16 protein-coding genes and 1 pseudogene are annotated in these 12309 nt (G+C 53.7%); 3 read left to right on the forward strand and 14 right to left on the reverse strand.

Annotation, left to right across the window (positions count from 1 at the left end; translation table 11 throughout):
* Positions 1-49 precede the first annotated feature (49 nt).
* Positions 50-373, reverse strand: a complete 324-nt coding sequence (locus C9422_RS09910) for a phage holin family protein (protein ID WP_008015856.1) — start codon at positions 371-373, stop codon at positions 50-52.
* A 909-nt stretch (positions 374-1282) separates the two neighbouring features.
* Positions 1283-1657, reverse strand: a complete 375-nt coding sequence (locus tag C9422_RS32505) for a MerR family DNA-binding transcriptional regulator (RefSeq protein ID WP_256589895.1) — start codon at positions 1655-1657, stop codon at positions 1283-1285.
* 125 nt (positions 1658-1782) lie between these two features.
* Here C9422_RS32505 and C9422_RS32510 point away from each other — a divergent pair.
* Positions 1783-2028: pseudogene (locus tag C9422_RS32510) on the forward strand (GDCCVxC domain-containing (seleno)protein); the annotation flags it as partial.
* A gap of 839 nt (positions 2029-2867) precedes the next feature.
* On the opposite strand, the gene C9422_RS09930 reads toward C9422_RS32510, so the two are convergent.
* From C9422_RS09930 to C9422_RS09995, 12 genes are all read right to left on the reverse strand, one after another.
* Positions 2868-4030 (reverse strand): IS3 family transposase gene (locus C9422_RS09930; protein WP_116580520.1). Its coding sequence is split into 2 segments (ribosomal slippage): positions 2868-3775 and positions 3775-4030, totalling 1164 coding nucleotides; the frame shifts between segments, so codons are not numbered across the junction.
* A 59-nt stretch (positions 4031-4089) separates the two neighbouring features.
* Positions 4090-4461 carry a hypothetical protein gene (locus C9422_RS32195; RefSeq protein WP_165824760.1) on the reverse strand — a complete coding sequence of 124 codons (372 nt, stop codon included), beginning with the start codon at positions 4459-4461 and terminating at the stop codon, positions 4090-4092.
* Positions 4462-5027: 566 nt separating this feature from the next.
* Complete coding sequence (locus C9422_RS09945) at positions 5028-5483, reverse strand: Hsp20 family protein (RefSeq protein ID WP_116580523.1); 456 nt, start codon at positions 5481-5483, stop codon at positions 5028-5030.
* A gap of 435 nt (positions 5484-5918) precedes the next feature.
* Positions 5919-6308, reverse strand: coding sequence for an antiterminator Q family protein (locus C9422_RS09950; protein WP_178082417.1), 390 nt, complete (start codon positions 6306-6308; stop codon positions 5919-5921).
* Positions 6309-6312: 4 nt separating this feature from the next.
* On the reverse strand, positions 6313-6633 hold the full coding sequence (locus C9422_RS09955; RefSeq protein WP_116580525.1) for a hypothetical protein: 321 nt from the start codon (positions 6631-6633) through the stop codon (positions 6313-6315).
* 39 nt (positions 6634-6672) lie between these two features.
* Positions 6673-7950, reverse strand: a complete 1278-nt coding sequence (locus C9422_RS09960; protein WP_116580526.1) for a site-specific integrase — start codon at positions 7948-7950, stop codon at positions 6673-6675.
* The gene (locus C9422_RS09965; RefSeq protein WP_116580685.1) at positions 7947-8156 is read right to left on the reverse strand and encodes a hypothetical protein; all 210 of its coding nucleotides are present in this window, start codon (positions 8154-8156) and stop codon (positions 7947-7949) included. The genes C9422_RS09960 and C9422_RS09965 overlap by 4 nt, the downstream gene beginning before the upstream one ends.
* A 29-nt stretch (positions 8157-8185) precedes the next feature.
* Positions 8186-8686 carry a hypothetical protein gene (locus C9422_RS09970; protein WP_116580527.1) on the reverse strand — a complete coding sequence of 167 codons (501 nt, stop codon included), beginning with the start codon at positions 8684-8686 and terminating at the stop codon, positions 8186-8188.
* Positions 8686-9468: an ATP-binding protein gene (locus tag C9422_RS09975; RefSeq protein ID WP_116580528.1), complete on the reverse strand. Its 783-nt coding sequence runs from the start codon at positions 9466-9468 to the stop codon at positions 8686-8688. Before C9422_RS09975 ends, C9422_RS09970 begins: the two co-directional genes overlap by 1 nt.
* Positions 9449-10300 carry a DNA-binding domain-containing protein gene (locus tag C9422_RS32515; protein ID WP_256589896.1) on the reverse strand — a complete coding sequence of 284 codons (852 nt, stop codon included), beginning with the start codon at positions 10298-10300 and terminating at the stop codon, positions 9449-9451. Before C9422_RS32515 ends, C9422_RS09975 begins: the two co-directional genes overlap by 20 nt.
* Before the next feature lies 1 nt (position 10301).
* Positions 10302-10799, reverse strand: coding sequence for a YmfL family putative regulatory protein (locus C9422_RS09990; RefSeq protein ID WP_008015871.1), 498 nt, complete (start codon positions 10797-10799; stop codon positions 10302-10304).
* 40 nt (positions 10800-10839) lie between these two features.
* Positions 10840-11061 carry a Cro/CI family transcriptional regulator gene (locus C9422_RS09995; protein ID WP_116580529.1) on the reverse strand — a complete coding sequence of 74 codons (222 nt, stop codon included), beginning with the start codon at positions 11059-11061 and terminating at the stop codon, positions 10840-10842.
* A gap of 106 nt (positions 11062-11167) precedes the next feature.
* Here C9422_RS09995 and C9422_RS10000 point away from each other — a divergent pair, with 106 nt between their 5' ends.
* Both C9422_RS10000 and C9422_RS10005 read left to right on the forward strand, forming a co-directional pair.
* Positions 11168-11890 carry a S24 family peptidase gene (locus tag C9422_RS10000; protein ID WP_116580530.1) on the forward strand — a complete coding sequence of 241 codons (723 nt, stop codon included), beginning with the start codon at positions 11168-11170 and terminating at the stop codon, positions 11888-11890.
* Positions 11891-12052: 162 nt separating this feature from the next.
* Positions 12053-12301 carry a DUF1654 domain-containing protein gene (locus tag C9422_RS10005; protein WP_116580531.1) on the forward strand — a complete coding sequence of 83 codons (249 nt, stop codon included), beginning with the start codon at positions 12053-12055 and terminating at the stop codon, positions 12299-12301.
* Positions 12302-12309: the final 8 nt, after the last annotated feature.

Genomic DNA, 12309 nt, shown 5'->3' on the forward strand with positions numbered 1-12309 from the left:
GAAGTAGCTGTCTGGCGGTCCGTTGAGCGAGCCAGGCTGCTTTATCACGCTATGAATTATGCGATCTGATACCAGCTTTTCTGGCCAGAAACTGGGTGTACAAACCGCCGGTTACATCGGCACCGATGACCGCGATTACGATGCCTAGGCCGGCGGCAAGATAGAAGCTGCTCCACAGCGCCATCGCGAGCAACAACGTAGCCATGCCCAACAGGCCAGACGCAAGAAAACGCAGCGCTACACGCTGGAGGATCTGCCGAAGTCCAAGGTCAGTACCTGATGCTCTCAACATCTCCCCAGACAAACCAGCCATGCTCAACAATACCAATAGCCAAAGGGGCACATCGGCGAGCGCCTGATGCTCTGTGTTCATCTGTAGTCCTCGAATAGGTCCGGCCTCTATGTCACTGTCATCCGCTCGGAGCAAAGAGCCAGGCGTAGGGCCGAAAACGAAAAAGCCCCGCTCGATGGCAGGGCTTATAAAAGGGTACAAAAAACCGACTCCATGGTCGGGTTCTTGAAAGGCGTCTCGCTGCGTTCACAGCAACACACGCTGCTATAAAAGCAGGTCTATCCCGTGCGGAAAAGATCTTTCCGCAATATATGCGAAATTACCCCCAACTTGACTACCGCGTTTGCATTTGAACGTACCGCCGGATGCATGAACTTTGCCCATTATGCTTTAACCATGATGTACAGAAAATAACGCACGCCAGGCCTGTGCGACAGTCGGCAATCGGCCAAAAAGGCCATTCAACATTGTCCGCCTGCTAAATCGTCCCCGGGTTTCCTATCTGCCTTGTTCTGCCGTGTGCCCCAGCGGCAAAGCATTAACTTAGGACTTATATCCTGCTGGGCGCCATCTGGACGAGCGTACCCCCACATGCGGGGAATCTCATTTTTTTGGGGGGTGAATTTGGGGACAATTTTCGTCTGAAAGCACTAGCCAAGAACGCAACGTTACAGGCCAAAAGCGCATCCAAGCGTCCTTCACTCATATGGCTTAATTATTGCCTTACTGCTCATACGAACTCATGAGTTTCACGGCCCCCAATTTACCAAGCACTAAAATAAAAACGTTTATGGGAGTTTGGTGTCATGTGGAATCACCCTTTGATGCTCGCGGTTGTCTACCTGACTATTACCCTCAGCATCGGATGGTTGTTTACCATGGCCATCCTAGAATTGCTTTGATCCAACGGAATAGGTGTTGCTGCAATCATTAACGGAGCCAAACGACAGTCTCACTCTGCCCACTGCTATCGATTACTCCGTGGTCACCTTAGGTGGCCTTTTTTTTACCCGATGATTTAGGCAGCAGCTTGACCACCTCAGACAGCTGAAGCTCAGCCCTTTGCAGTGCAGACGCGGCACAGTCTGACCAGATGGTTTGAAGAGGAAGCAGATCCATCTCGACCTGGACCTTTTGGCACCACTGATAGTGATCGTGCCAATCGCCCAAGGCGGTTTGAAGCCCCTTCAGCAGTTTCGCTTCGCCCGTGGACAACCGTTTGACCTGCTCCGGTAGATAGAGCCGATAACCGCTGAGCGGCTTTGGCGGCTCATCCAGCAAGCCGCGTCGCTGGTAATAGCGAATAGTCTCGATGTTCACCCCGGCAGCTGCCGCCAACATGCCGATACTCAGCCCTGTTGCCATCACACGCCCCTTGATTCTGTACCCGGGTACGGGGTTAGAGTGACTCTAGGTTAGATCGATTTAACGGAGAAAACGATGACTCAACAGATCGGCGGATCCTGAGACGTTAACCAAGGCGACGACGAATGCGGATTATCCCTCCACCGTGCACAAACGAGGCAACTACTAGCACCGTCATCTTCGAATCCGTGTTGACCTGCCCGCATTGCGGTTTCGCCAAGCAGGAAGCCATGCCCACGGACGCCTGCCAGTTCTTCTACGAGTGTGGCAATTGCAAAACCCTGCTACGCCCGAACCCCGGTGACTACTGTGTGTTCTGTTCGTTTGGCATGGTGAAGTGCCCGCCGATTCAGGAGCAGCACGGATGCTGTGGTACGTTATTCGGTTTATCAGACGCCCCTAACGCGCCTCAAACCGTGGTTATGGGAGATCAGTGTCATGTGGAATCACGTGCTGATGCTCGTGGTGGTCTACCTGATCATCACCCTCAGCATCGGCTTGTTGTATACCATTGCGCTCCTGCATTGGTTTTGATCCTACGGGTGACGATCGGTCAGTCCGCAATGGGTGCCGTTTTCGGTAGGTAGCCTTGTCCCGATCACAGTCGTTGGGGAGTGGCTGCAATGGGTTGTTTACTGTACTTGGCGACAAGCAGCAATTGGCCGATTGTGTTGAAAAAGTCGGTCCTTCCAGGCATCCCTCGTACTGGCTGCTGAAAATGCCTTTTTTTCGCGCAGCTACGCGAAATCTGGGCCCGGAACCCTCTGCTCAAAGTAAAGATTTCAATCTCAAGCGCGTACTTTTCTGCTGTGGAAACCGTGGCCGACTTTTTCAACACAATCGGCCAGTAGCGGACGGTGGGCAGAGTGACGGCAAATCGGTTGTAGGGATGATCAGCTTCACAAGCACGGCAGCGTTACAAAACGCAAAGCGAGCATAACCACGCGTTGCACCTCTTCATTGCCCTCGATACCAGCGAAGGCAGCAATGCACTGAGGTAGAACGATGTATGGAGTGTGACTAAATTCGTTTTTAAGGGTTCTGGTTAGACGCTCTACCAAGTGTAGAACTTGGTCAGGGTTATCGCGTCGCACGGGGTGTGCCAGCGGGTGTAATTCTCATTGACGCCGCTCTTTGGGCTTCGAGGCTAGCTTGGTCTCCAACTCAAAAATCTGCCTATCAATTTCTGCCAGCAGAGCACGTGTAGTGGTCAACTAATCCCGGACACGACGTTAAGTTTTTCTTCGACCCGAGCTGGCGCCAACCCACCGTTGAATTGGTGAGGCCGAACCCAGTTATACCGATGCATCAAGAAGTGGCTGATATCACGCTGGGCTTCTTGAGCTGTTCTGTAGCCCGTGGTCGGTATCCATTCCGTTTTTAAGCTGCGGAACACGCGCTCCATTGGCGCGTTGTCCCAGCAATTTCCCCGGCGACTCATGCTCTGGCGCATGCGATAACGCCACAATCGCTGACGAAATAGCCGGCTTGCGTATTGCGACCCCTGATCCGAGTGAAACAGCAGACCCGAAGGCCTGCCACGCTGCTCGTAGGCCATATCCAGGGCCTTGATCACCAGTTCAGCGTCCGGCTTTTGCGACAACCCCCAGCCCACCACCCGGCGCGTGCATAGATCCAGCACGACCGCCAAGTAATGCCATTTCCCCTGGGCCCAAATGTAGGTGATGTCGCCGCACCAGACTTGATTCGGGGCTGGTACATCAAACTCACGGTTCAAGGTATTCGGGATATCGAGTCTTTCTACTGTCGCTCGTTTGTAGGCATGTGAGCCGGGTTGTTTACTGACTAAATCTAGCTCGCGCATCAAGCTGCGTACTTTGAATCGACCGAGCTGCTCACCGTCTTCACGCATCAGCGACAAGATGCTGCGGCTGCCGGCAGCGCTACGACTTTGCGTGAACAACTCGCTCACCCGGCTGCGCAACCGAAGTCGTTCAACATCAGGCGTGCGGCGCCTAAGGCGCTGGGCGTAGTAGCACGAACGAGTGACTTCAAACACCTTGCACAGCCAATCAACTGGCTCATGGACGCTCAGCTGATTGATCAGCGCGTACGCTCGTGATCTTCCGACATCAAGAGCGCGGTAGCCTTTTTTAATATCGATTTTTCCCGTTCAAGGCGGGCGATCCGGGCTTCCAACTCCTGAATTTTCTGTTGTTCCGGGGTCAATGCTTTGCTCTGCGGCGTGACGCCTTGGCGCTCCTGCTGAACCTGATCAACCCAGCGGCGCAGGGCCGACTCGCCGACGCCGAGTGAACGGCTGGCTTCGATGTAGCTGTAGTTTTGCTTGAGCACGAGGTCGGCAGCCTCGCGTTTGAATTCAGCAGAAAAGGAACGGCGTTGTTTGGTCATCAGACACCTCGATCTGGCGAGCATTCTCGCCTAAATGGGTGTCCGGTTTCATTAGACCACTACACACGTAACAATTTCTGCTGTCCTCTGCAGAAGTCCAAGCGGTATTGATTTTCAGGCTGTCGTCGCTCAGTAAGAAACGTTTTGAAGTCGTCTTCAAGGGCAGCTACAGAGTTGGCGTAAGATTTACTGGCTTCTTTGGTATTTGCTGCACCAGTCCTGGAGGTGCCAGAAGAATGGATAGCGTACCTATCAATCCAACTATTGAGGCTGGTAATGTTGGTTTCGTATGGTTCGCCTTTTGAGTTCATAACAAACTTACGCTTATTAGGTTTCTCGCCAGCAGCTGTAGCTTGAGCAACATGCTCTAACCACTTTTCAAGTACCAGTCTCCTCTTCGTTTCCCGCTCCACCGTCACCGACCAAGACATATTGCCTCCCCCTGCTCTGCGTTGGACCGCTTTCAACGTTCGTGAGCACAGCCCTTAAAGTGTAGCTCAAGCCGCCCAGCCGGGTGAAATCAAGCTGGGCTGAAGCAAGCCTAATACCTAATGATTGGCAATATAAAACTGTCTAACGGACTGCTATCGGCCGATTCTGTTGAAAAAGTCGGCAATGGTTTCAACGGCAGAAAAGTACGCGATTGAGATTGAAATCTTTACGTTGAGCAGAGGATTCCGGGCTCAGATTTCGCGTAGCTACGCGCAAAAAAGGCGTTTTCAGTGGTCAGTATGCGGACAGTCTGGAAGAACCGACTTTTTCAACACAATCGGCCAAAAGCTGCCTCTCATATGGGCTCTACGATATCGGGACCGATTCATCCTGATCTGCCAGGCCATCGACTCCAATCTGGTGGTTCGTAAAGCTAGACTATGCTCGTGGAATCGTTCAATTAGGAGATATTCGTGGGATATCTTTTGAGAGGCCAGAGAATGTCTTCTATTGGCCGATTCTGCAGTTAAGAAAGGCGCTCCGAAGAGCGCCTCGTTTGCTGCTATCAGTTGATTTGTTTCAGATCAGACCTCCCCGAGCCATCAATGTTGATGCGCCGAGGCTTGGCTTCCTCTGGTACAACCCGCAGCAGATCAATGCTCAACAGCCCATTGGACAACGATGCATTTTGAACCTCAATGTGATCCGCTAAACGGAAAGACAGTCGAAATGCACGTTGAGCGATTCCCTGATGAAGGTAAATCGTCTCCTGATCGCTTTCTCGCTTGCCACCGGCGATGGTCAAAACCTCCTTCTCGACTTGAATGTCCAAATCCTCCTCACTCAGACCCGCCGCAGCTATGACAATTCGATAATGATCGTCACCGTGCTTCTCGACGTTATGAGGTGGGTAGGTAGTCGAGGCCGCCTCGCTGCGTAGCGCGGATTCAAAAAGGTCGTTGAAACGATCAAAGCCTACCGACTGACGGAACAGTGGGGCCAACGAAACGGTACTAGCCATAGCTAAATCTCCTGAGTTTTCTCCAAGTGATTTATGGCGCGACCCGATTTCGGCATCGCGTACAAAAATATATAGCGATGTGAGAAAAACGATTCAAGAGGAGCAAAAATAATTTTTTATTCTCAAAAGACGAAGGCATCAACGAGGTCATTTATATTGGCCAAAGGCATCGGCTTGGCACGCCCTTTATCGCTTCGAAAGCTGACTGGTTGCCGGAAGGGCAAACACTACAACCGGGACGACCTCAATAACCAATACAGAGCTAGACGACTTACTGAGAAACGAAAGCCCCAAAGTCGCAGTTAAAGTTATTGACGTTTGCCAATCTGGACCCCCTACATAAAAGATGAATCGCCCCTGATTTTGTAGACGCAAATGACTGGCAGCAATGGGTCGTTCTCTGCCTGTCGCAACAGGCAGCAATCGGCTAATAGCTTAAGCAGCTTTTCGCATTTCATCGACAGCACAATCTATCCACGCGATCCCTGCTCTCACTAATTCCCGCGTCTTCCCTTCACTTATGCCGTAGTGCTTGCCAACCCGAAGCATGGGCCATTTAGCACCGTAGTAGAGCCAAATAATATCGCCCATCTGTCGGTCACGATGTGAGAGCCGCGCAATCGCGCTATCAATAGCTCCGGCCCATTCATCTGTGATGCAATAGCTCTTGCTTGCCGACACTTGCGGCATCGCCTGACGCATTAGTGCAAAAGTCGGAGAGATATAGGTTGGGACACCGGCCCCATCCATCCGCCACCATCCCCACTGCTCCAGCAGGTATTCGGTATCACCCAAAGGTCGGCCCGCTGGTTTTCGAATCATCATGTTCTCAATCCCCTGTGTAATTTGTGCCGCCGGCACCGCGACGGTTGTTCATTTGGTGATACTCGGTCTGGTCAGATATCGACGAGCTCTGCTTAAGCACCTCAATTTCACGCTGAGCCTGCTGCAGTTTGAAACTCAACTGGGTGACTAATTCGTCCGAAGAAAGCACCAACCTGCTACCCAAAACAACCCAACCTGAGCCGTTGCAAGCAGTACAAATCTGCTCATAAAACACTCCTGCCACTACCGCTTTGCGCTTGCAGATCGAGCAAGGCTCCAGATCGATTCGCTCCCTCTTAATGCCAAGCGCCTGCCCTTTATGCATGTTTGAATCCTCTTGTAAGATTAATTTCTGTTTTCGGCTTCAGGCCAACCAGCCTGAGGGGTCCAGGGCAACCGGCTTACTCACGCGTCTTGCTCCTGTCTTGTCCTGCAATGCATCAAAACCCTGTGCGTCGAGCCAGCAATGCCACCGCTCCAGGGCGTTGCGCTTTACCACCTCACCCATCGCCTGAAAGTAGGTGCGCTCCAGTTCGGTCAGGGCGTGGTTGAGTAGCAGTTTTCCCACCAGTGAATCGACACCGAGGTTGGCCCAGATGGAAGGTGCCAGTTTGCGCAGGTCGTGACTGGTCCACTCGCCGGCTCCCAATCGGGCAAAAATGGCAAAGGCCTGGCTGCGTGAAATCGGGCGCCCCGCACGTGAAGTCGCCGGAAACAGGTACGCCCCGTCGTAACCCTGGGCCCGCTGCTGCGCACGGTAACGTTCCAGAAAAGCCACGGCCTGCGTGGTCAACGGCAACAGGTGGTCGCGCTTGGATTTGGTGTCATCGGCTGGGATGAACCACTCCCCCGCCTCCAAGTGGATGTTTTTCCACTTGGCCAGACGGGTTTCGGTGATCCGCGTGGCATGGGTCAGCATCAACACCAGCAGCGTCACGGCCGCCGGTTCTGTGGTGAACGCTTCACCCCATTCGGCCAGCAGGTCCACCACGGCGACGTGTCGCAAGCGCGCGCCCTTGGGCTTGATTTTGGCCTTGGTGAAGTGACTGAACGACACACCAAGCAGTGGATTCACGGTGATCTTTTTCAGCGTTAAGGCGGCGCCAAACACCACCTTAAGTACGTCCAACACCGACTTGACGTAGGACAGGCTGTATTCAGCCTGCATGTGCCAGACCAAGTGTCGGTCCAAGGTATCGGCATTGAGTTTGCACAAAGGCAAATCACCCAGAGCGGGCAACAACTGGCAACGGATCGCCGACAACGACGATCCCCGGCGGCTTTTGGACAAACTGTTATCGGTGTTCAGGCGCGCGGCATACCACTCCAACACCTGCCCGACACGCTCCCAACCATCCACCGTGGCAGCAGCCGACGGATCGGCCAACAACCGGGCCTGTACGACCGGCAAGCTGTCGAGCATGACCCGCGCCGGCACATCGGGCCAGTTGGCAGCCTTTTTCCATTTGGCGCCCTTGTCGAAACGCACCAGGTGCCAACTGCCTTTGCTACGGTCGTGACGGTAACGAAAGCGCAGCGGGTGCCGAGGATCCTTCAGCTCGGTAATGGTCGGGTCGACGGCATGCTGTTTGATGACGGCATCAGACAGTTTCACAGTCAGGGTTTTCAAAGTAGCAGTCATTGGTCCTCGCCCCTTTTGCCAAGCAGGTCGACCACTTCAAATGTCGAGGGCCACATCCAGGCGCCGTAGCGCTCGGCCATTGCCTGGTCAACGAACAGCGCCAATGCGTGATCGGGGGTGCTGCCCAAGTCCACCTTGTACGAACAGCAGAACACGGCAAACCGATAGTTTGCCGGATCCGGAATACCCAGGCGGCGATCAGGCAACTCCAAGCTGATCCCCATGCGCTTGCCCATTAGCCCCCCTTTAGCAGAGATTGCAGGAGCTTGAATTTGTCGAGCGCTTCAGCATTGACCTCGCGCTCTGCCTCAACGGACAACGCCACTTCCTCGATACGCGCGGCGAGCTTTTTCATGCGCTGACCGACCTCCTCGGCAAAGCTGATTACCTCGCCAGACAGCACCGCCAATGTATCCAGAGCGCTACCCTCAGGGTTCTTGGTGGTAGCCTCGGCCGGCTTGGTTTCTTTCGACATGCTCTGTGCTCTCTGGGGCGTGATGGTGATGGCGGTGCGCTGGAAATGTCCGTTAACAGGTTCACGAATGAGACCTGCGTCCTTCAACTCGCCCAAACCGCGACGTACGGCCGGAAACTGGGCACCCGTGGTTTCGGCAACCATCAACGAATTGAAAATATCGTGAGCACTCCAGCGCTCCTGGATTGGCACGACTTGAAATACTTTGCGGGCGAGCGACGATTGCCCGGCGAGCACGTTTTGTTGCTTGGCGGCGTTCATCAGAAGCCCTCCTTACCGCGTTGAGATTCCCAGTCGAATGCCACGCCAATGCAGCCGTTTTCGCGGATGCGGTCGACACAGCGCGCACCAATGGCGTCGTTCAGTTCGGTGGGAGACAGGTTGCTGACGATGATCGTCGGACGGCATTGCTCGTAACGACCATTGATGATGCTGAACAGAGTGGCCAGCTCGAACTCGCTCTGCTTGGTTGCACCAACTTCATCGAGCACCAGCAGGTCCGCGCCAATCACCTCCCGCAAGATGTGCGCCTCGGACTCGCCTGAGCGATCATTGAACGTCGCCCGAATCTCGCCGATGAGAGTGCCCACCGTGCGGTAAATCGCCTTGACCATGCATTCGTTGATCAGGTGACTGGCCGAAGCAATGGCCAGGTGGGTCTTGCCGGTACCGACCTTCCCCAACAGCAACATGCAGCGACCTTCCCGGCGATGCTTCGAAAAGTTGTCGACATAGTCGGTACACGCATCCAAGGCAATCTGCTGGGCCGGATTCGATACGACGAAATCGGCGAATGTCTTTTCCGCGAAACGCTTCGGAATCCGGGCGCTTGAGTGCTGAACTATCCGAAACTGACAGCGTTTGCGCTCGAGCTCTTGCATGTCGCGCTTGTTGCTCGCGCAGACGGGACACCCAGACAGGTTGCCACCCTTGAGGATGACCGCCGAATATTCGCCATGATCGAAGCAGCTCGCTGGCTGACGGCCGATGACACCGAATTTGCGGTCCATGTGAGCGCCGAAGTTAGAGACGGAAGGTGCCATTGGCGTTCTCCTTGGTGCCGGCCTTGTAATCGCGAGTGTCAAAGCCGGAATGGCGGCTGGTCGGAAGTGGTACGGGGATGACTGCTTTGTCGGGGAAGATCCCCGTCCATCCGTTGCTGATCGAAAGGGATAGAACGGAGTCGGGGGCTGGATGGTTCGCCAAGGCCTTGGCCTGTTGTTCGCAGCTCTTAGCGGTGAGGGGCTTGTGGATTTCCTTGCGGTGCTGGCACCAATCGCCCCAAACCTCGACGCTGACGTTTTCCGGTTTGGCGGCCAGCGGGTCGAATCTTGACGATTTGCCTGGCGCATTAGCGCCCTGACTTTCCTGATTACTGGTTACCTGATTGGTACCCTGATTACTGGTACCCTGATTTGTCGGAAATTTTTCCGACCCTCCTCGGATTTTTTTCCGACCCTGTTCGGATATTTTTCCGACCTTGCTCGGAGATTTTTCCGAGGTAGATCGGATTTTTTTCCGACCCTCAAACGCATCAGAGGTCGGATATTTTTCCGACCCGTCCAACTTGCGATTCCACTCTTTGGCCTTTTCGGTCAAACGAAACAAACTGATGTTGGACGTGTGGGATAGCTCGATCAGCCCGGCGGTCTCGAGCCCTTTGAGAAGTCGATACGCGGTATCTGGTTTGTCGGTGAGCAAGGGCAATTCCTCCACGATCTTTGCCTTGCTCAAGGCAAAGAAAATCCCGTTATCGGTCTTGATTGGCCTTGCCCAGCTAGGACACTCGTAGACAAACGAAAACAGCAGCGCCTGTTGGGAGTTCAACCCCCACTCCAGCGCTTTAACTTGGTTGATCGCGATCGTGAACTGCATGTCAGCCCTTCCCGCTTGGCGTTCGGGCTGGGCGTTTCGACTTGTGCAACTCAATCAGTGCGGTCACCTCCTCGTGTCGGGCAGCCAAGTGTTTCGCGTGCAAGGCCAGAATCTCTGCGGCTTCCGCTGCAGTGATTTCTCCGTCCTCCAGCGCTAGGGCAAGAAACTGGTCAACGCGGCCGCGCTTCACAGAAGTACGTAAAGAGCGCTGGTGCATGTCTACGTTGTCCAGCTCACCAACCTCAGGCAGACGAACAAATACGCCGCCGTACATAGCGCAGATGTAGTCCGGCAAGAAGGTGGTTTTGGCTTCAGTCTCAAGCGTGCAGACCTCATCGTCGGTGAGGGGCCTGACACCTGCCGACTCGTAAATCCGGTTTTTGAAGCGTTTGAGATTTTCTTCGCCAAGAAAGTCAGAGGCGTATGCAAGTCCGCCAGGGAATGCATTGGCAGAGGCAATGACTGCTTTGCGACGGGTGTCTAGCACTGGCGATTTCATCGTCTAGTTTTCTCTCGGCGCCGTTGCGCTCAAAGTTTGCTCATGAAATGGGCAGCATCCGGCGACGCGGCCTTTTTGCGCTTTGGACCGGGAATGGTCTGAGCTCTTCAGCTGTGAAAGAGCCATCTGCGTGTTCAGTAACAAAAATGTCACGACCAACCTGCAGAGCTTTGTTGAGCGACCCTTGGGACATCCCAAGCAGATTTGCTGCGTTGGTTTGCCCACGTGCACGAGCAAACTCATCCAGACTTTTTCGGCTCATCTCGCCGATCTCCTTTACTAAACACCCAATAAGTATCTCCGGCGGAATTTATTTTATCAAGCCCGGCGGCATTTGATTAAATATCGCCGCTAGGAATAATCGTGGAATGAAAAAACGCGAACTCGAAGACTGGGAAAAAGAAGAGTGCTTGGCACTCAAAGCGGCTGTGGATGCCTTCAACACAGGCAAGTCGCGGCGTGACGCCCTGACTCAGGGAAAGATCGCAGATGCCCTAGGCATAAATCAGGGCTCCGTCAGTTCGTACCTGAACGGCTACAACGCACTGAATGCGAAAGTCGCTAGCGCAATTGCCGGATTGATTTCCAAGCCCGTGGAGTCATTCAGCCCTCGACTGGCTGATGAGATTGCGAAAATGGCGCAGTCCAGCTTCGAATCCAATGTCGAGGCTGGCCCCCCCATCTATTCCTCACCTCGCAGAATCAATATCGAAGGCACCGCACAGCTCGGCAGTGAGGGATATTGGACAAGCCTTGACCAGGCAGCTGGCTGGGTTGAGACCTACTCCAGAGATGAGGATGCCTACGCACTTCGGCTCAAGGGTGACTCAATGGCACCAGCGATCCGTAGCGGGTGGGTCGCTGTCTGCGAACCTAATCACCGCCTAGTGCCGGGTGAGTATGTGATGGTCACCACCGTTGATGGACAAAGCATGGTTAAAGAACTTCTCTTCGAGACCGAAGAAGAGGTCAGCCTCATGTCGATCAACTCGGCTTACGGCGAGCGGCTGACAGTAGCTCGGATTGATATCGAGAAAATCCATTACGTAGGGGCAATTCTTGCTCCCAGCAAGGTGCTGGGCAGAATCTAAATTTGAGCCCTTCGATTTGTCTCTAATTCCCTTGAACACCTCCCTCCTAAAGCCCGCAAACTGCGGGCTTTTCTCTGTTAAATAATTGTTTTTAATCGTTAATCTTTAGCGCTTAGGGTTCAAGCCATTCACTGTGTATCCATACATAAAAGGAGCAGTGCTATGGCAAAGCCAAAAAACAAACCAACACCGCCAAATTCGTTTGAGCTTCTTGGACTCCGTATCCAAAAAATCATCAGTGCCCCCGCTGCCCAAAAACGAAAAATGGCAGTCATTTGCAAGGAAGCAGATGAATGCCTTGAGGACTGGAAACGGCTCCTTGAAGAGATAGCAGAAACCGAGCACGTACTAGTGCGTCAAGAAGATGACTGCGCCGCGCGTATCTCTTGGGACCTCCCCGCAAATATCTAGCCCAAAGC

The organism is Pseudomonas sp. B1(2018) (assembly GCF_003097365.1).
Lineage (GTDB): Bacteria > Pseudomonadota > Gammaproteobacteria > Pseudomonadales > Pseudomonadaceae > Aquipseudomonas > Aquipseudomonas laurylsulfatiphila.